The 17,101-nt window shown below is 50.7% G+C and carries 16 protein-coding genes and 1 tRNA gene; 7 read left to right on the top strand and 10 right to left on the bottom strand.

The window, feature by feature from the left end:
- Window positions 1–8: 8 nt before the first annotated feature.
- Window positions 9–551, bottom strand: coding sequence for an isopentenyl-diphosphate Delta-isomerase (idi, locus tag IB212_RS18780; protein ID WP_041908358.1), 543 nt, complete (start codon window positions 549–551; stop codon window positions 9–11).
- Window positions 552–714: 163 nt separating this feature from the next.
- Here idi and actS point away from each other — a divergent pair, with 163 nt between their 5' ends.
- The 3 genes from actS to IB212_RS18765 all read left to right on the top strand — a co-directional run bounded on the left by actS (window position 715) and on the right by IB212_RS18765 (window position 2,313).
- Window positions 715–1,458: an amidase activator ActS gene (gene actS, locus IB212_RS18775; RefSeq protein WP_041908359.1), complete on the top strand. Its 744-nt coding sequence runs from the start codon at window positions 715–717 to the stop codon at window positions 1,456–1,458.
- A gap of 80 nt (window positions 1,459–1,538) precedes the next feature.
- Window positions 1,539–1,612 (top strand) — tRNA-Gly (locus tag IB212_RS18770).
- Window positions 1,613–1,998: 386 nt separating this feature from the next.
- The gene (locus IB212_RS18765; protein WP_020882780.1) at window positions 1,999–2,313 is read left to right on the top strand and encodes a hypothetical protein; all 315 of its coding nucleotides are present in this window, start codon (window positions 1,999–2,001) and stop codon (window positions 2,311–2,313) included.
- On the opposite strand, the gene IB212_RS18760 is transcribed toward IB212_RS18765, so the two are convergent.
- On the bottom strand, window positions 2,310–3,119 hold the full coding sequence (locus IB212_RS18760) for a DUF4225 domain-containing protein (protein ID WP_041908360.1): 810 nt from the start codon (window positions 3,117–3,119) through the stop codon (window positions 2,310–2,312). The genes IB212_RS18765 and IB212_RS18760 overlap by 4 nt on opposite strands.
- Window positions 3,120–3,662: 543 nt before the next feature.
- Window positions 3,663–6,371 carry an NACHT domain-containing NTPase gene (locus tag IB212_RS18755; RefSeq protein WP_063439900.1) on the bottom strand — a complete coding sequence of 903 codons (2,709 nt, stop codon included), beginning with the start codon at window positions 6,369–6,371 and terminating at the stop codon, window positions 3,663–3,665.
- A 227-nt stretch (window positions 6,372–6,598) separates the two neighbouring features.
- Here IB212_RS18755 and IB212_RS18750 point away from each other — a divergent pair, with 227 nt between their 5' ends.
- Window positions 6,599–6,970 carry a hypothetical protein gene (locus IB212_RS18750; RefSeq protein WP_041908362.1) on the top strand — a complete coding sequence of 124 codons (372 nt, stop codon included), beginning with the start codon at window positions 6,599–6,601 and terminating at the stop codon, window positions 6,968–6,970.
- A gap of 86 nt (window positions 6,971–7,056) precedes the next feature.
- On the opposite strand, the gene IB212_RS18745 is transcribed toward IB212_RS18750, so the two are convergent.
- The 5 genes from IB212_RS18745 to IB212_RS18725 all read right to left on the bottom strand — a co-directional run bounded on the left by IB212_RS18745 (window position 7,057) and on the right by IB212_RS18725 (window position 13,545).
- The gene (locus IB212_RS18745) at window positions 7,057–8,127 is read right to left on the bottom strand and encodes an ABC transporter ATP-binding protein (protein WP_041908363.1); all 1,071 of its coding nucleotides are present in this window, start codon (window positions 8,125–8,127) and stop codon (window positions 7,057–7,059) included.
- Entirely contained in the window at window positions 8,120–9,889 is a 1,770-nt protein-coding gene (locus IB212_RS18740) for an iron ABC transporter permease (RefSeq protein WP_045260923.1), read from the bottom strand. The genes IB212_RS18745 and IB212_RS18740 overlap by 8 nt, the downstream gene beginning before the upstream one ends.
- Window positions 9,890–9,968: 79 nt before the next feature.
- Entirely contained in the window at window positions 9,969–11,057 is a 1,089-nt protein-coding gene (locus IB212_RS18735; protein WP_028014307.1) for an ABC transporter substrate-binding protein, read from the bottom strand.
- A gap of 168 nt (window positions 11,058–11,225) precedes the next feature.
- Window positions 11,226–11,921 (bottom strand): response regulator, encoded by a 696-nt coding sequence (locus IB212_RS18730; protein WP_155963345.1) that lies wholly within the window; start codon window positions 11,919–11,921, stop codon window positions 11,226–11,228.
- Complete coding sequence (locus IB212_RS18725; protein ID WP_188245982.1) at window positions 11,905–13,545, bottom strand: sensor histidine kinase; 1,641 nt, start codon at window positions 13,543–13,545, stop codon at window positions 11,905–11,907. The genes IB212_RS18730 and IB212_RS18725 overlap by 17 nt, the downstream gene beginning before the upstream one ends.
- A gap of 178 nt (window positions 13,546–13,723) precedes the next feature.
- Between IB212_RS18725 and yjdI the strand changes: the two genes are divergently transcribed.
- Window positions 13,724–13,954, top strand: coding sequence for a 4Fe-4S mono-cluster protein YjdI (gene yjdI, locus IB212_RS18720; RefSeq protein ID WP_041908367.1), 231 nt, complete (start codon window positions 13,724–13,726; stop codon window positions 13,952–13,954).
- 10 nt (window positions 13,955–13,964) lie between these two features.
- Entirely contained in the window at window positions 13,965–14,237 is a 273-nt protein-coding gene (locus IB212_RS18715) for a GNAT family N-acetyltransferase (protein WP_045260919.1), read from the top strand.
- A gap of 36 nt (window positions 14,238–14,273) precedes the next feature.
- On the opposite strand, the gene IB212_RS18710 is transcribed toward IB212_RS18715, so the two are convergent.
- Window positions 14,274–15,503 carry an amino acid permease gene (locus IB212_RS18710; RefSeq protein ID WP_041908369.1) on the bottom strand — a complete coding sequence of 410 codons (1,230 nt, stop codon included), beginning with the start codon at window positions 15,501–15,503 and terminating at the stop codon, window positions 14,274–14,276.
- A gap of 119 nt (window positions 15,504–15,622) precedes the next feature.
- Window positions 15,623–16,084 (bottom strand): multidrug/biocide efflux PACE transporter, encoded by a 462-nt coding sequence (locus tag IB212_RS18705; protein WP_041908370.1) that lies wholly within the window; start codon window positions 16,082–16,084, stop codon window positions 15,623–15,625.
- A 104-nt stretch (window positions 16,085–16,188) separates the two neighbouring features.
- Between IB212_RS18705 and IB212_RS18700 the strand changes: the two genes are divergently transcribed.
- On the top strand, window positions 16,189–17,055 hold the full coding sequence (locus tag IB212_RS18700) for a LysR family transcriptional regulator (protein ID WP_041908371.1): 867 nt from the start codon (window positions 16,189–16,191) through the stop codon (window positions 17,053–17,055).
- The last annotated feature ends 46 nt before the right edge of the window (window positions 17,056–17,101 follow it).

The following is a 17,101-nucleotide window of genomic DNA, read 5'->3' as shown; positions in this document are numbered from 1 at the left end:
GGGCTTTTTTATTGCGCCGCGAACGCTCTCAGCGCGTCTCGCGCGACCGTTGCTTCCTGCACCATCCACGGGCTAAAGCTCCATGGGGCGGCGTCCAGCGCGCGGAATAACGACTCCAGCGTCACCCATTCAAATGCCATCACTTCATCATGGTTAATTCGCAGTTCGCTGGTGACGCGGGCAGCGAAGACCGGGCAAATCTCGTTTTCCACGATCCCGGAAGGATCCGTTTCGCGGTAGCGGAATTCTGAGGCGACAGGCGTAATCGCGGTAATTTCTGCGCCAATCTCATCGCGGCAGCGACGGATAATTGCCTCTTCCGTCCGTTCACCAGATTGAGGGTGACCGCAGACGGAGTTCGTCCAGACGCCCGGCCAGGCTTTTTTACTTAGTGCGCGTCGGGTTACCAGACACTCGCCTTCGGCGTTAAACAGCCAGGATGAGAACGCCAGATGCAGCGGGGTTTGGGCAGTATGCGCGGCGTATTTTTCCTGAGTGCCAATCACCATTCCCTGGTCATTAACCAAAATAACGTGTTCTTGAATACTCATTCATGCTCCAGTGCCAACGATGCGGATGGTTCTGCACCATCAACAGGGAGCATTATACGGCAATCTTATACGAACGGTTTGTTTCCAGGAGCGGAAAAGGGCTGACCCATATCTCTCCGGGCTGGTATCATAGTGCGCCATTCACGCTGACCGAGGATCTGTTTTGTTTGCAGGAAGCCTGACGAGAAACCCCATCATCGCCATCTTTTGCCTGACGCTGACGCTATTCCTGGCAGGCTGTTCAGGAAGCAAATCGTCGGATATGGGTAGCTATTCCGGTTCGGTCTATACCGTTAAGCGCGGGGATACGCTGTACCGGATTTCGCGCGCAACGGGGACCAGCGTGAAGGATCTGGCGCGCCTGAATAACATCTCTCCGCCGTACACCATCGAAGTGGGGCAAAAGCTCAAGGTGAACGGCAGTTCGTCCTCGGGCAAAAAATCCTCATCGAAAGGCAAAACCGCCAAAGTGACGCCGTCCTATCAGGTACCGCAATCGTCATGGCCGCCGGTTGGACAGCGCTGCTGGATTTGGCCTGCCAGCGGTAAAGTGGTCGCCCCTTACTCACTCTCTGAAGGTGGCAACAAGGGTATTGATATCGCCGCTGCGCGCGGTACGCCGGTTTATGCCTCCGGGGCAGGGAAGGTGGTTTACGTCGGTAACCAGCTGCGCGGCTACGGTAACCTCATCATGATTAAGCATGGCGAAGATTACATCACCGCCTACGCGCATAACGACACGATGCTGGTCAACAACGGGCAGAACGTGAAGGCGGGGCAGAAGATAGCCACCATGGGCAGTACAGGTACCGATTCGGTGAAGCTGCACTTCCAGATCCGCTATAAGGCGACGGCCATCGATCCGCAACGCTATCTTCCTGCGCCCGGCAGCAAACCGAAGTGCTAAGTGATTATTTAATCGCCGGTTAGTTGTGAAGAGGCTTGTATGAAGGTGCGTAAGGTCTATAATGCCTTACGCACCTCAAAGCGGGCGTAGTTCAATGGTAGAACGAGAGCTTCCCAAGCTCTATACGAGGGTTCGATTCCCTTCGCCCGCTCCAGCCTCCTGATAAATCAATAAGTTATAGCTTATCAGTTAGTTACGTAGCCCTGCTTTAGCAGGTACAACTTAAACTACCCATTGCTCTACGCCCGCACCTGTCGCGTGATTGGTCTGTGGTACAAGAGAGCATATCATCACGCTGGCGGTGGTTCCTGGTTCTTACCGCGACAGCACAACAACGAACAAAAAGCCGCATACCTGGCATAACTCCCGAACAGATTGATCATACGCATTTAAGCCCGATGTGCGGCCTTTTGGCTGCTATTGTCTGAAATCTGATACATTGCACAAACATCATGTGGATTGCTGTAAAGTTCATCAGTATGATTGCTAGCACAATCAGCGATTGGGAAAGCACTTCTGGAAGATAAGGGACGAGACGATATGAAAGTGACTGATGAAGCTTTGTTACGTTCAGGGTTTACGCAGCCCGAATTGCAGAAGATAAAAAGCAATATTGAAAAATATGGAGGAACGCTTGGAGAGGCCATAAATGACCTTGCCAGGCGATTTGTTACCTTGGCGGGAGTGGTGGCTGTGTGTGCCTTAATCCTACTGCTACTTATCGTCTTCAGCTCACCTGATAGAGCATTTGCATGGGGGCTGGCGATGATCTTTGGGGTTGCCATTATGTCCTTCGCACAGCCGCCGGTAATTTCCTATAAATCCTGGCGTTACCGAAAAACTATCAAGGATTAACTGGTTCCATTTTCTGTTGTTAGTAGATCGAAAATCACTTTTGCTTTAACACCATAACCGACAATCTTCATTGTTAGTTTAGGAGTGCTCATTGTGCTGACTTTGCGATAGTAATCGTGTGGAAGCCAGCGGAATAATCTCCAGGCTCCAGTTTTTCGAGCGAATCCCACAATGCTGTACACACTGGCACCAAGAGTAACACCATTATAGAGAGCCAGGCCCGTGTTAGGATTAAATCCCATAAACTGGGCGGTATGCATCGCGGAGTCAGCAATGATACCTTGTGAGGGTTTATGTCCTGCTGGCTGATTAAAGTTGAGCACTTCTTTCGCTAATCCGTTCATTCCATCGGCAATCAGGACTGCCCCAGCCAGCATACCAATCGGCCCCATAGTGGATAACATCATAAAGCCACCAAAGAGAACCACGCCTGATAGCACCACATTTACAGCGGATATAACATAACCGACGATTTTATTATTTTCCTTAACAAATTCGACTTTCGCGTAAAGCTGTGCGGCTCTGGTTCTTAACAGGTGTTCTTGTTCTTGTAGATTATCTGTTTCGGCACGCAGATTTTTGATGCAAGCAATGCATTCTTCATCGGTTTTAGCTCGTCGTGCTGTTTCAAATTCTTTATCTACAACCTGTTTTATCTCTTCGACAAACTTGATTCGTGTAAGACCATCCTGCAAATAGAATGCTGACAGCCGATTTGCTGTTTCGACGAGTTTCCGGGCTTCAAGATTCACCATGGTATCTGACCATGTTCTGTTCCAGCCCCTGTTGAGCAGCGCAATATCCATTAAAGACTCCTTCCCAAAATGTGTCTGGTCATTTTACGTGCAATAAGGTCGAAGACAACAGAAAATATTTTCACAACCCGCCCCCGTGGGGGGCCCGTTGCTGTATCCTTCCAGTTTACATTCTCCTGTTCAAAATATCCCCAGCTCTGTTGATGATCTGCTAGACCGTCAGCCCAGGCCCTCGGTGAAAAGCGCTTTTCTTCGCCAAATATCGCTACTTGATGCCTTCAGCGACACGCCTCACTGCAACAAGCAGTGCAGTTACACAATGCTGCTTTGGGCTGACGCAAGGGAGATAACTTGATGTTTTGAAGGGCATCTATTCACTAATTGTACAGCTATTTAACATATTCTTTGTTATGCGAACTTAGTGCGCAGTAGCTTAATTGAGATGTCCCCGTCCTCTCCGCGCTACAGTCTCATCACAGTGATCACTACATTCAAAGGATGAGACTCGCTCAGGAAAAATAATATGCAGGCCAGTGTCGAGATGGCTGGTCATAGTTCTGTTGTACTATGATTAACTGGAATAAAATAGCGAAATTAGTAGCTATCGGCTCTCCAGCTATCATCCCACTCAGTAGATGCGATGAAGTAATCATCATCTGAACGCTCATAATTATTTATAAGCTCATTCAAATGGCGACGTTCTTTCTCAGGTCTAAATTTTACCATTTCACGTAATGTAATCAAGGCTGGCTTTATATTATTGTATTTCAACGTAAACTCTTCCAACAAAATAGAGAATTCACAGCATTGAGCATAAAGACACAGGGAGCCTCGCCACCAATCATTTTTTAAGTAATGAATAATTTCTATTGACCGATTCTGCATTAGTTCTAATGACGCTAAGTGTTCCTGGTACCTTAGATGACCAAAAGAAAATGTTTCTGATATTGGGTCGAAAAAAAGTATGTTGCAAGGATCTATTAGCTCGTTAACTGCTAATAAACACGTTGATTCCTCATAATTAAAACTAGGGTCATTAACTAAAAATGAAGCAAGCTCTTGCTTAGTTGCTGCTCTTAAAGTTTTTGAATGCATAGCGAAAGCAATTTTATGTGATGCTTTGATTAAAATGCTTTGTGATAACTTTGTTCGTTTAATATCTTTGTAGGTATCATAAGAACCACATAACAACTCTAATCTTTTAGTGAAAATTTCACTTTCACTAGAAGGGATATCTATTCCTTTTTCAGCTAAATCACACAGAAGTGTTGCTAGTAATGGAGTTCTCACTATGTCAGATATTTTTTTTGCCTTTATGTTTTTAATTATAATATCGCTTAAAGCTGGGTTTTTATCTTTAAACCATGCTTGAATGAAACAGTACAACTGAGTTTCACTGAAGGGCATGAGTGTAATCCCTAAAAAATTAATTTCAGATAGATAACTAACACAATCCCTGCTTGAAATTAGCAACTGAATATTATTAAACTTATTTTTGAAGGAGTTTATTGCCTCTATTATTCCTGGGAATTTTACATAAGCCTCATCCAATCCATCAAAAATTACTTTGTTTCTTTTTTTGCTTTGTAAGTGAAGCTCAAGTTTTTCAATGTTCTCCCGAATGGGCTCAAGTGATTTAGAGATCAAAATCATGCTCATTAAAATGTCATAGTTTTTTGATTTTGATTCAATATTCATCTCTACTTTATTTAAGAAACGGTTTAATGGTAAGTATATAACACCTCTATTTCCTTCCTGTTCTAGTTTTCTTGCATACATTTGAAGCGTTGTTGTTTTTCCAGCTCCCGCGCTACCATACACTGCTATATCATGCTGACAATCAAAAAGTCTGAAGGGTGATGTCGATAGGCCGTCTGTCACACCCATGCTATCCATAAGAATTTCTTTAGACAATACCTTTTCACTATCCTCAAGCTTGTTTATTAGTATATCTAAAGCATTTAGTGTGGTCTGCGTGTCATTAAGAAACCTAAATATATCTATACTGTTATCTCCAGAATTTATAGCCTGTATGTCAAGTTTATATTTGTTGCATCTCTCACTTAACCATAAATTTATTAGCTCACTATTGAATGCGTACTCTATCTTCGGTTCTTCTTTATACTCACTTTTCAACTTACCTAGTTCAATACTTTGTAAGTTTGAGGTTTTAGCTTTCTTATAACATTCTACTATTTTCGGTAATAGACTTTTTGCATTCTCTTTTGCAAGATTCTGTAGTTTAGTTTTGTTTATAAAACTATCAAAACTATCAATGGAATCTTTATGAAAGCTTGTTTCTAAGCATTTCTTCAAGATGGTAACGCTATTAATCATGATACCAAGATTTGCGTTTTCTAACTTATACGTAGTTATATTATTGATGCTCGTTTCTAATTCTGAAATAACTTCTCTAATGAATGAAACATTTCCAGCCAGCAATTGATTAGCTTGATCTATACCATTTTTAATTTTTCTGTTTTCTTTTGATGTATAAATATTTAACTCATTGTTGTATTTTCTTAGGACAGAATTAGCATCTTGAATTAGAGGTTCTAAAGCACTCAAAGATTTTAATGGGGTATATACTTTTCTCTCAAACCACTCCCATTCCCCTTGAGTAACCTGAAATTTATCCGGCTTAATAGTAAATCTACTATTTAGCAGTACGTTGCTATCAATTGTGCCCATGAAAAAAGCTAGATCGCTATAACAATCAAGTTCATGTATTGAATTTTGTTGATTTAAAGCTGACATGAGCTCTACATTGCACAGTTGAGTAGTATCTTGTGTACTGAATATGTCATCTACGGAAAGCAATTTATCTAATAGAGTTGGCTTATGTGTTTTTAATAATTTGATTACTGACGGCCCATCCAATATTTCAATTTTCTTTCCATCTATTTTGAGCATTCCATGTATTTCATTAATCAAACGAAGGCTTATTTGATATGGGCTTGCTAAATATACTTGATCAGGGATTACCTCATCTCCATTATGTAATTTAATAGGATTTGTGAAACATTGTCTAAGCTGAAAAACAAGCTCTCCGAGAATTGCTTTTTCCGATGTGTTAGTTTCTTCACCAATTTTTTTTGATTGGATGGCGTAACTCATGGTTTTATTAACCGGCACTTCAACAAAGGCTATCAAGTCTTTTCCTGATTCGTAAGGCCCTCCGTAGAAGTCAACACGAAAAAAACCCATAGATTCAAATAGTGGTTTTATAAGGTATTTTGTGAAATCATCTTCCTTCATTTTTTGCATGGCTTTTAGGTAAACCTGCTGATTAGTATCTTCCATATTCATTTACTCAGTAGTTTAGTATGTGTTAAATATTCTTAATACTAATCATATAGTAAGCGAATGGTCTATCTCTTTATGTGAGATGTATTAACAATTTCTGAAAATTTCTACTTATTAAAATGTACCTTTGAAAAGTAGACACTCTGCGGTACGCTTTTCGGTATCATTTACCTCGGCATTTCACGCAGCGCGCCGGAGGACTTCCGCCCCGGACGGGGCCCTGAATGCCCCAGATATCTGATGCTCCGGAGCTTAACCTGTCGCCAGCTGTCATTCTGCCCAATGAGAATTTCATGCCGATGCTGCCCGGAGGTAAAGGCCCGGTTAATCCTGCTCGGGCCTACCTGCTTTCCCTCAACTCCGCCCGTAGTTGGCAGACCATGGCCTCGTTCCTTAGCATTCTCGCCGACATGCTAGGGGCCGCTTCCCTGGAGTCCAACCGCAGGGGTAGCCTGCGGCGCCATTACGTAATGGCCTTCACGGAACTCCTGCGCGAGATCGGCCGTGCCACTGCCGCCATCTGCGGCAGCCCAGGGCATTCCGCAATCTCAGTAAGCCGGGCAAGCGCAGAAGTTGTTGACATCGGAAAGGTATAATTAATTAAATATTTGAGGGCGTAGGTTGCATGCTCTCACTCTGTCAAAGCAAAAAAGGCCGCATCCCGCAGCCTTTCCTCTCACACTCACCCTTTCGGGAACACCCAAACATGCTTCTCCGGCAGCGAAAGATGGCAGTGCTGCGGATCCCGAACCTCATGCCCATACGCGCGAATGACAAAATCATCTCCCGGCGTGCGGAACAGGTACTCCCAGCGGTCGCCGAGGTACATGCTGGTGAGCAGCGGCAGCTCAAGCTGATTTTCCCCTGGCCCCTCAACCACCGCCACGCGCTCGACCCGGATCACCGCCGTAGCGTCATCACCGCTCTGCACCCCTTCTCCGGCCTGGCCCCACAGAACCCAGCCTTTTCCTTCGATACGCGCTCTGCCGTCGCGCACTTCGGTGACCTTACCGTGCAGGCGGTTGTTGCTGCCCATAAACTCGGCGGTAAACAGCGTTTTTGGCGAGCCGTACATCTCCTGCGGCGTGCCCTGTTGCTCAATTTTACCGTTGTTAAGCAGCAGGATGCGGTCGGATATGGACATCGCTTCGTTCTGATCGTGCGTCACCATCAGCGCGGATAACCCGAGCTTGATAATCAGCTCGCGCAGGAACACGCGGGCCTCTTCGCGCAGCTTGGCGTCGAGGTTGGAAAGCGGCTCGTCCAGCAAAATCACCGGTGGGTTGTACACCAGCGCCCGGCCAATCGCCACGCGCTGCTGTTGCCCGCCGGAGAGCTGGTGCGGGTGACGTTTGCCAAGATGGCCCAGACCCAGCTGGTCCAGTACGTCCTGTACGCGCTGCTGGATCTCTTTGGCCGGAACTTTACGCAGCTTGAGCGGATAGGCCACGTTCTCAAACACGGTTTTGTGCGGCCACAGGGCATAGGACTGGAACACCAGCCCCAGGTTACGCTCTTCTGCCGGGATCTCACTGCGCGGCGTGCCGTCGTAAACTTTATTGTTGCCAATGACAATCGACCCCTGCGTCGGTTTTTCCAGACCCGCGACGGCACGCAGCAGGGTGGTTTTACCACTGCCGGAGGGGCCTAACAGTGAGACCACTTCGCCGCGCTTCAGGTTCATGGAGACACCTTTTAAAACAGGATTGTCGCCGTAGGTTAAGTGCAGATCGTCAACCGCTAATTCAATCATGTATTTTCACTCCGAAACGAAGGGCAATGCCCAGACCTACCACGACCAGCAGGATGTTAATGAAAGAGAGCGCCGCCACGATATCAATGGCACCCGCGGCCCAGAGGGAAACCAGCATTGAACCGATGGTCTCCGTGCCGGGGGAAAGCAGATACACACCCGTTGAGTATTCGCGCTCAAAGATCAGAAACATCAGCAGCCACGAACCAATAAGACCGTAGCGGGAGAGGGGAATGGTCACATGGCGGGTGATCTGCCCGCGCGTCGCCCCGGTGCTGCGCGCGGCTTCTTCAAGCTCTGGCCCCACCTGCAGCAGCGTGGAAGAGATAAGCCTCAGCCCGTAAGCCATCCACACCACGGTATAGGCCAGCCAGACGCTGAAAATGGTGCTGCGCAGCGAACGCAGCCAGACGATGACGTTCTCGCGCATCCAGTCGGTCCAGGCGAACCCGGAAAGCCAGCCGGATTTCAGCGAGTTGTCCAGCCACATCGGCAGGAACAGGAACACCCACAGGAACGCCAGACCGGCAAGCAGGCCAGGCACGGCGCGCGGCACCAGTACGCTGTAGTCCAGGAAGCGCGTGGTGTTATCCGGTTTACGGTGCATCGCAATCCCGACGAACAGGTAGCACGCCACGGCCAGCGCGCCGCCAATCACCCCAATTGCCATGGAGTTGACGATGGCGCGCAGCAGGTTGGGCTGTGCCCAGATGGTGCGGAAAGTGCTCAGCGAAAGCTCATCCCACAGCGAAACGCCGACGCCCCAGTTGGAGATAAACGCGCGCAGCACCACGCCGAGCAGCGGCACGCCGATGGTGACGGTGAGCCAGAAGGCAACCACCGCCCCGGCAACCCAGCGCCATTTGCCCAGCGGTAACGCGCGAGCCTGTGAGGCTTTCCCTTTCATAGTGACGAAGCGGTTGGCGGTGCGCATCAGACGGCGCTGGAGCATCACCAGCGGGATGGTGATGCAGATCAGCACCACGGCAACCGCCGCCATCAGGTGATAGGAAGGCGTGCCGAGCTTGTTCGTCAACTGGTACAGGTAGGTTGCCAGCACCATATTGCCTTCCGGATCGCCGAGCACCAGCATCAGGCCAAATACTTCCAGCCCGAGGAAGAACAGCAGCACGATGGCGTACAGGATCGACGGGCGCACCATCGGCAGGCTGACCGAGGTCATCACCTGCAGCGGAGAGGCACCCGCAATGCGCGCGGCTTCTTCCACATCAGAGCCGACGCTGCGCAGCGCGGATGAAATATAGAGATAGGCATGCGGCACGTGCGTCAGGCCAGCAATGACCACGATGCTCGACATATCGTAGATGTTCCACGGCACAAAGCCGATCAGCGCCTGCGCCCACAGGGACAGAAAGCCCACGGGACCGGCGGCCACCACATAGCCAAAGCCGAGCACCATCGGCGATACGAAAATGGGGACCAGGATCAGCGGTTCAATCAGGCGGCGGCCGGGCAGGTCGGTGCGAACCATCAGAAACGCCAGTACGCCACCCAGCGGAATGGCGATGATGACCAGCCCGAAGGCGAGAATAAAGCCGCTTCTCAGGGCCTTATAGAAATCAGGGTCGGTGAAGATAAAGCCAAATGATTCAAGGCTCCACTCTTTTGCCGGAGAAAAGAACGGAGCGGACAGGAAGCTCTGTATCACGATAAACGACAGCGGCGTGTAGATAACCAGAGCGGTTATCAGCACGACGATGCCGCGCGGCAGGCTTTGCCACTTTCTGCGTAATGTATTCATGGGGTATCCCTGGTGTTGCAGCCCAATAAAACGAACTCAGTCGACAGGGAGCGCGACGGCGTGCGCCGCGCCCGAACGCTTATTTGGCGGCTGCTGCACGCCACTCTTTGATGTACTCCAGGCGTTTTTTCGGCTGCAGGTACTCCAGCAGCGTTTCATCAACCGGGATCGGCTTCAGCGCGTTACCGAGTATTTTGGTCAGGCCGTCAATATCATTTTTGCCTTCGATATCGTTACGGATGGAGGGGATGTCCGCCTGACTGGCCAGAATGCTTTGCCCTTTTTCAGACAGCACATAGTCCAGCCACAGTTTTGCCGCATTGCTGTTTTGCGCCTGCTGGCTGATGAACGACACGCGCGAGAGCACCAGCGTGTAATCTTTCGGGTACGAAATGCCGAGAGAAGGATCGTTCTTCGCACGGGCTTCAGCATAGGATCCGAGGATGTTAAAGCCGATCAGGTTTTCACCGGAGGAAACCCTCTCCATCATGGTGCCCGTTGATGACTGCACCGCTAAGCCGCCTTTGGCGACGTCGGCCAGGGTTTTAAAGTAGTTTGGATCGGCCTTGTGATCCTGCACGGAAAGCATAAAGCCAAGACCCGATTTTTCGATGTCGTAGGTGGTGACTTTGCTCTTGAATTTGTCCGTCTGGCTGGCAATCAGCTTCGCCAGCGCGGCGTGAGAATCCGGCACGTCGCCAGCCGGGATCAGGCGCTTGTTGTAGATAAAGACCACTGGCTCATAGGTGGTGCCGTATGCCTTATCTTTCCAGACTGCCCATTTCGGCAGCTGACTTTGCTCCGGCGATTTGTACTCCATGGCGTAGTCGGTGGCGAGTTTCAGCCCGGTGTCCATTGAGGAGCTCCAGACCACGTCGCCGCTACCGCCACCGGAGGCCTGTTCGCTGATAAAACGGTTGTACAGCTCGGTGCTGTTCATGTCGTTGTATTCAACTTTGATGCCCGGGTAGGTTTTTTCGAAGCCCGCAATCAGCGGCCCGGCGGCTTTGGTGTCGGTGGTGGAGTAAATCACCACCTTGCCCTCTTTGGTGGCGGCATCGACAACTTTTTGATACTCAGCAGGATAGCCCTGCGGCAGGGCAGAAAGTGCAGAAGCAGAGAACAGTACGGTAGCGGTAAGCAGAGAAATTCGGAACGTGTTCGACATTATAGTTAACCTTTTAGTTACATTTGAGGAACTAATTGTCAACATAGCGTAAAGCGCGCCTCCGACAATAGGGAGGCGCGGGCAATGATTCCGAAGTGTGACTGTCACCATCGTTTCAGCAATTAACACCATAAAATCCGCGAACGTTTGCCTGCGAACGGTTTCGGATTACGGTTTATCGTCGGCTTTGCGGTATAGCCGCCGTGGATGACCAATATTGCCATACAGCATTTCGACGATGATTAACCCGCTCTCCACGCAGTATTCCAGGTAGCGACGCCCCGTGGTTTTGCTGATCCCCACGTTTTCCACCACCTCTTCAACCGACATCGCGCTGTCGGGATGTTCGGCGAACAGGCGTTTAATCCTTTCCAGCGTTTGGGGTTCAATGCCCTTCGTCGACGGCGTAATGGAGGCTTCCGCGGCAGGCAGATTAAACAGACGATCCAGCGCGTGCTGGTCGACCACCTTCACCTGCTGCACGGTGTGGACGAAGCGCATAAACCGCTCCAGCGAGGCGTGCAGGCGCTGGAAAAAGACGGGCTTGATCAGGTAGTCAAACGCGCCGCTGCGCATGGCATGGCTGCAGGTCTGCATATCGCTGGCGGCGGTGATGAAGATCACCGAGCATTCATAGCTTTTCAGCAGCGGGTTATCGATGAGCTCCACGCCTTTACCGTCCGGGAGATAGTTGTCCAGCAGGATAAGCCGCGGCTGATGCTGACGAATCAGGCAGCATGCCTGCTCAATCGACGCGGCGATGCCCACCACGCGCAAGTGAAAATTCTGCTCGATATACTCGCGATGCAGTTCCGCCAGGTGCGGTTCGTCTTCAACGATCACAACGTCAAGTGGTTGGCTCATGCTGTTGTCCATTGGGAATAAACACAGAAAAAACGGTGCCCTGTGGCGTGTTGTCGGCGATCTCTATGCTGCCGCCCGCTTTCCTGATATAGCCTGCCACCAGAAACAGGCCAATACCGTGCTCGGTACCCACAATGTCGTTTTCACTTTCCGGTTTGCTGCTGAAACCCTGGCGGAAAATGTGTGGCTTCACCACCTCATCCACACCGCAGCCTCTGTCTGCCACCTCTATCAACAACTCCTGGTTGCGGTCAGAAATGTAGAGTTCCACCGGCGCGGGGACCGGTGCCTTAAGGGTCGCGTCCACTGCGTTATCCAGCAGGTTACCAATAATGGACATCAGCTCCGTTTCGTTGAGCGTGCCGGGCATGCGGGTGAGCTGGCAGGCCGGATCAAACTGCAGTTCAACGCCTTTTTCGCGTGCGCTGACGTATTTTCCTAACAGCAGCCCGCACAGGGCCGGAGAGACAAAATGGGCGGAGACAAAATCCAGCACGCGCTGCGCGCCTTCTGACTGCACCTGGATGTAACGGATCGCCTCGTCATAGTGTTTCATCTGCAGCAGCCCCACCAGCGTGGCGGTCCAGTTCAGCTGCTCGTGGCGCATAATGCGCAGGTTGTCCGCATAGCGCTTGATTTGGCTCAGTTGGCTGCTGAGGGTGTTAATGTCGTTTTTGTCGCGAAAGCTGTACACCCAGCCGCTTTCAACGCCGGGTTCGACCTCAATCGCCACGCGGTTAACGATCACCTCTCGCTGGTTAAGCACTGCGATCTGGTCGTGGCGACCAGCGCTTACCGAGGCGTAGCGCTGGGATAAAAAGCCCGGCGACGTCTGCAGAACGTCTTCCAGCGGTTTGCCGATAAGTTCTTTCTCACTTTGATGAATATCCAGCATCTCCCTGGCTGCCCGGTTAATTAAAATCAGCTGCTTCTCTTCATTGATGGCAAATACCCCCTCGTACATCGCTTCTAATAGCGCGCGTTGCTGCAAAACCAACTGGGCGATATCTTTCGGCTCAAGGCGGAACATCTGCTTTTTAAGATTGCGGGTAAACAGCCAGGAGAAAATAAACAGCAACAGCAGAAGGGCAATACCGTACAGTCCAGCCTGCCAGAGAATGCGGGCGTTAATATTGGCGATATACGAGGTCAGATAGCCGACCGAGACGATGCCAATGACCTGATGCTGCGCATTAAATATTGGCGCTTTGCTGCGCAGCGACACCCCAATCCCGCCCTGACGCACGGAAATAATGGTTTTGCCTTTTAACACCTCCGCATTATCCCCTCCAATCATCGGTAAATTAATGCGCTCCGGTGATTCTGAATGATAAAGGTGCTGTTCCCGGGTATCGCCAATCACAATATAGCTGGCATCGCTTTCGGCACGCAGCGGCTGTATTAAGCGGGCGATAGCGGGGATATCTCTGGCTGCCACCATTTCCGCCAGACCCGGTATCAGGGCGATTTCACTGGCCTGCACCCGGGCGCGCTGGCCCAAATCGTGGTGTAGCTGTCGGTCAATAAAATGAAACAGGATCGTTCCCAGCAGAACTAACAGCAGGCAGGAGAAGCACACCAGCGCTAAAAACAGCTTTACCTGAAAAGAGAGTCTGCGTTTCATTCAACCTGTGCTAGCCCTATGAAAGTGAGAGATTTGCGGAGCCTGACATGTGCCAATAGCGGACGCAATCTGGCGAGAAAAGAGTTGTGACCTGGCTTTTCGTTTTCGGCGTTATAGCCATCAGGATCCCGTAAGGCTATGCTTCATTCAGCACGATAATAATTACAGAGGCAATGTCATGGATAAAGAACTACTGGATGAGGGGTACCGGGCCTATACCGGCGAGAAAATTGACGTTTACTTTAATACCGGGATCTGCAAACACTCAGGTAACTGCGTGCGTGGGAGCGCAAAGCTGTTTAATCTGAAACGTAAGCCGTGGATCATTCCCGATGAAGTGGACGTTGAAACGGTTGTACGCGTGATTGATACCTGCCCGAGCGGTGCGCTGAAGTATCGCCAAAAATAAGCGAGGAACCATGGATATTCTGGAAGGCCATAACAAGTTTTACGTGAATGATGCAGACGGCAATCAGGTCGCAGAGATTGTCTTCGTGCCGACCGGCGAGCACCTGAGCATTATCGAGCACACTGATGTGGATGAGAGCCTGAAAGGGCAGGGCGTCGGTAAACAGCTGGTGGCGAAAGTGGTGGAGAAGATGCGCGGTGAGAACCGCAAAATTATTCCGCTGTGCCCGTTTGCGAAGCATGAGTTTGATAAGACGCGGGAATATGACGATATTCGGGCGTAAATAACGCGCCCGGCAGCACGCCGGGCACGAGTACGTCTAGCCAACAAACATCACCGACACGCACAGCACGCCGACGATCAGCGTCAGCAGGCTGCCAATTGAGCGGTACGGTTTCAGGGAAGGGATCAGATACGTCGACAGCGTCGGCATGATAAACAGGATCATGGCGATAAGCGGGCCGCTGATGGCGTAAATCATCGAGATGGCGTTCGGGTTAATGCAGCAGACCGCAAAGGTGATTAACGACACTCCCATAATGGAAATCGCGCGGTTAAAGGCGCGGCTCTTTTTAATCCCCACCTGATTTAGCGACGACTTCACGATCTCCGTCGCCCCTTCAATCACCCCAAAATAGGTGCCGAGGAACGATTTCGACATCGCTACGATCGCCACGATAATCCCGGAAATGCCGAGCCAGGCTGGGGAAGACGGCATCATCGACAGCGCTGACAGAATCGTCACCCCCTGCTCTTTGGCGGCCATAATATAGGACGGTGGGATAGAGAGCAGGCAGCTGAAGACAAAGAACAGCACGCTCAGGCAGATAATCAGGTACGCCACCTTCATGATCTTCTTGCATTTATCCATGGCACCGTCGGCAAACTTCTCGCGACGGTCAACGGCAAACGTTGAGATAATCGGGGTATGGCTAAAGGCAAACACCATCACCGGAATTGAAATCCATACCTGATGCAGCGTTTGGCGATCGAAAGCCATCTGGCTGGTAAGCAACGAGGGCTGCCAGCTTCCGGTGAGATAGATCGAGACAAACAGGAAATAGGCAATCAGCGGAAACACCAGGAAGCCCATCACTTTTATCGTGATATGCCGTCCCATCAGGAAAATCAGATTCAATACCAGCACCACCCCCAGGCTGACCAGCACGCGAACGGTGGTGTCCACCGTCAGGTGTTTTGCCAACTGCTCGGTTAACGAGTTGGTAATGGCCACCGCATAAATCTGCACCACCACAAAAAAGGCGATGAAATAGAGCGTGGTGATCAGATTGCCAATCTTCTTACCATAGTAGTGGGAGACGGCGCCGGTGATCCCTTCATTACCTTTTGTGTTTGACGAGAGAATAAATTGCGCCAGCGCCCGGTGCGGCCAGTAGGTTAACGGATAGGCCACGAGGGCGGTGATAAACAGGACAATAGCGCCTGCGGAGCCCAGCTGAATGGGCAAGAACAGCGTTCCTGCGCCCACGGCCGTGCCATAGAGAGCGAAACTCCAGAGAGTCTCATCTTTTGACCAAATTTTCGACATTAGAGCAACGTTTCAACTAACAAACCATCAGAATGGCGTGCAATTTACCATAGTTATGCCTGAAGAGCGCAGTTGCTTCGACGGAGTTTGGCCGGAACAGGCGTCCGGCCAGCGAGGGTTTAGCCTGCCAGAGCGCGTCGTTGCTGGCGACGCTTAAGGAATTTCTCACGCAGGTTATCGTATGCCCAGTTATAGAACATGGTGTATGGCAGGAAGAACAGGAAGAAACCAATTTCTAACGTGAATGCCTCAAGCAGGGTCACGCCCAGCACGGCGGCGACAATCGACACGCCGATTACAATAAACCCGCATTCGAACCCCAGGGCGTGCAGCGCGCGCACTTTTGCCGTACGTTTTACGCGCTGGACAGGCCAGAAACGGTCGAAGCCGAAGTTATAGATAATGTTCCAGAGCATGGCGGTGGTAGCCAGGATAATGGTTAACCCACCCATCTCCACCACCGAGCGCTGCATCAGCCATGCCGCCGTGGGGGCGAGAATTGCCGTGGCAATCCCTTCGAAACAGACAGCATGAAAGATCCGCTCCGGCAGCTTACGTTGGAGTGCATCCTGATGTTGCATAGTGTAGACCTCATTAATTCACCGGTATGGGCGTTGATGCAGCCTATTTTTATCGCTAAAGCTGATATATTAAAGATGGTATCCATTGATAAAGTAGATAGTTTATGCGCTATTCACCTGAAGCTCTTACCGCGTTTGTTGAGACCGTTGCGGCAGGCTCTTTCTCTGCTGCCGCGCGCAGGCTGCGTAAAAGCCAGTCGACGATCAGCACCTCCATTGCCAACCTTGAAGCCGATCTGGGTTTCGAACTGTTTGACCGCTCGGCGCGCCAGCCGGTGTTAACGGTCCAGGGAGAACAGGTGCTGGGCTATGTGCAGGCCATCCTCGCCGCCAGCACGCGGCTGGATGAGCTGGCGGTGTCGTTAACGGCACAAACGGAGGCGCGTCTGACGTTTGTCCTCTCCGATACCCTCAACCCCGACGTGCTTGAAGATCTGATGAAGCAGTTTGACGCTCGCTTTCCCCACACGGAATTCGAATGCCTGATTGGCGAGGAAGAGGACGTGATCGATCTGCTGCAAAAGGAGCGCGCGCAGGTGGGGCTGACGGAAGCGCGAGACGGTTATCCTACGGATATTGGCGCTACCCGGCTGCCGGTGCAGACCCGAATGGCGATATATGCCGCGACCACGCATCCGCTCGCCGGACAACACGAGGTGCATAGCGACGAGCTGCACGGCTGGCGGGAGCTGAGGCTCAGCACCTACCTTGAGCGCGAGGCTGAGATCGCGCGCGGGCCCGTCTGGTCAGCGCCGAACTACCTGTTACTGCTGAGTATGGCCGTCCAGGGGTTCGGCTGGTGCGTGCTGCCGTGCGCGCTGGTAGATGAATTCGCCGCTGCGAAGTCGCTGGTACAGCTCAATGTTCCCGGCTGGCCACGGGCGATCGGCATCGATCTGCTGTGGAATAAACGATCCCCTCCCGGCGTGGCCGGAAGCTGGCTGCGGCAGTATCTGCAGGATGCACGCTAATCCTTGTGATTAAACTCACTATTTTTAAACAATTAAGATAATTGCC

The organism is Enterobacter sp. E12 (genome assembly GCF_014596715.2).
In the GTDB taxonomy this organism is placed as follows: domain Bacteria; phylum Pseudomonadota; class Gammaproteobacteria; order Enterobacterales; family Enterobacteriaceae; genus Enterobacter; species Enterobacter bugandensis.
The sequence above is the reverse complement of the archived record's forward strand: the minus strand, read 5'-3'. Positions and strand labels throughout refer to the sequence as shown.

Bases quoted from the DNA above. Each gene is read 5' to 3' on its own strand.
- IB212_RS18740 (WP_045260923.1), bottom strand. From the start codon at position 9,889: ATGAATACATTACGCAGAAAGTGGCAAAGCCTGCCGCGCGGCATCGTC.
- IB212_RS18755 (WP_063439900.1), bottom strand. From the start codon at position 6,371: ATGGAAGATACTAATCAGCAGGTTTACCTAAAAGCCATGCAAAAAATG.
- IB212_RS18760 (WP_041908360.1), bottom strand. From the start codon at position 3,119: ATGGATATTGCGCTGCTCAACAGGGGCTGGAACAGAACATGGTCAGAT.
- yjdI (WP_041908367.1), top strand. From the start codon at position 13,724: ATGGATAAAGAACTACTGGATGAGGGGTACCGGGCCTATACCGGCGAG.
- IB212_RS18750 (WP_041908362.1), top strand. From the start codon at position 6,599: ATGCCCCAGATATCTGATGCTCCGGAGCTTAACCTGTCGCCAGCTGTC.
- idi (WP_041908358.1), bottom strand. From the start codon at position 551: ATGAGTATTCAAGAACACGTTATTTTGGTTAATGACCAGGGAATGGTG.
- IB212_RS18735 (WP_028014307.1), bottom strand. From the start codon at position 11,057: ATGTCGAACACGTTCCGAATTTCTCTGCTTACCGCTACCGTACTGTTC.
- IB212_RS18705 (WP_041908370.1), bottom strand. From the start codon at position 16,084: ATGCAACATCAGGATGCACTCCAACGTAAGCTGCCGGAGCGGATCTTT.
- IB212_RS18725 (WP_188245982.1), bottom strand. From the start codon at position 13,545: ATGAAACGCAGACTCTCTTTTCAGGTAAAGCTGTTTTTAGCGCTGGTG.
- IB212_RS18730 (WP_155963345.1), bottom strand. From the start codon at position 11,921: ATGAGCCAACCACTTGACGTTGTGATCGTTGAAGACGAACCGCACCTG.
- IB212_RS18710 (WP_041908369.1), bottom strand. From the start codon at position 15,503: ATGTCGAAAATTTGGTCAAAAGATGAGACTCTCTGGAGTTTCGCTCTC.
- IB212_RS18715 (WP_045260919.1), top strand. From the start codon at position 13,965: ATGGATATTCTGGAAGGCCATAACAAGTTTTACGTGAATGATGCAGAC.
- IB212_RS18745 (WP_041908363.1), bottom strand. From the start codon at position 8,127: ATGATTGAATTAGCGGTTGACGATCTGCACTTAACCTACGGCGACAAT.
- IB212_RS18765 (WP_020882780.1), top strand. From the start codon at position 1,999: ATGAAAGTGACTGATGAAGCTTTGTTACGTTCAGGGTTTACGCAGCCC.
- IB212_RS18700 (WP_041908371.1), top strand. From the start codon at position 16,189: ATGCGCTATTCACCTGAAGCTCTTACCGCGTTTGTTGAGACCGTTGCG.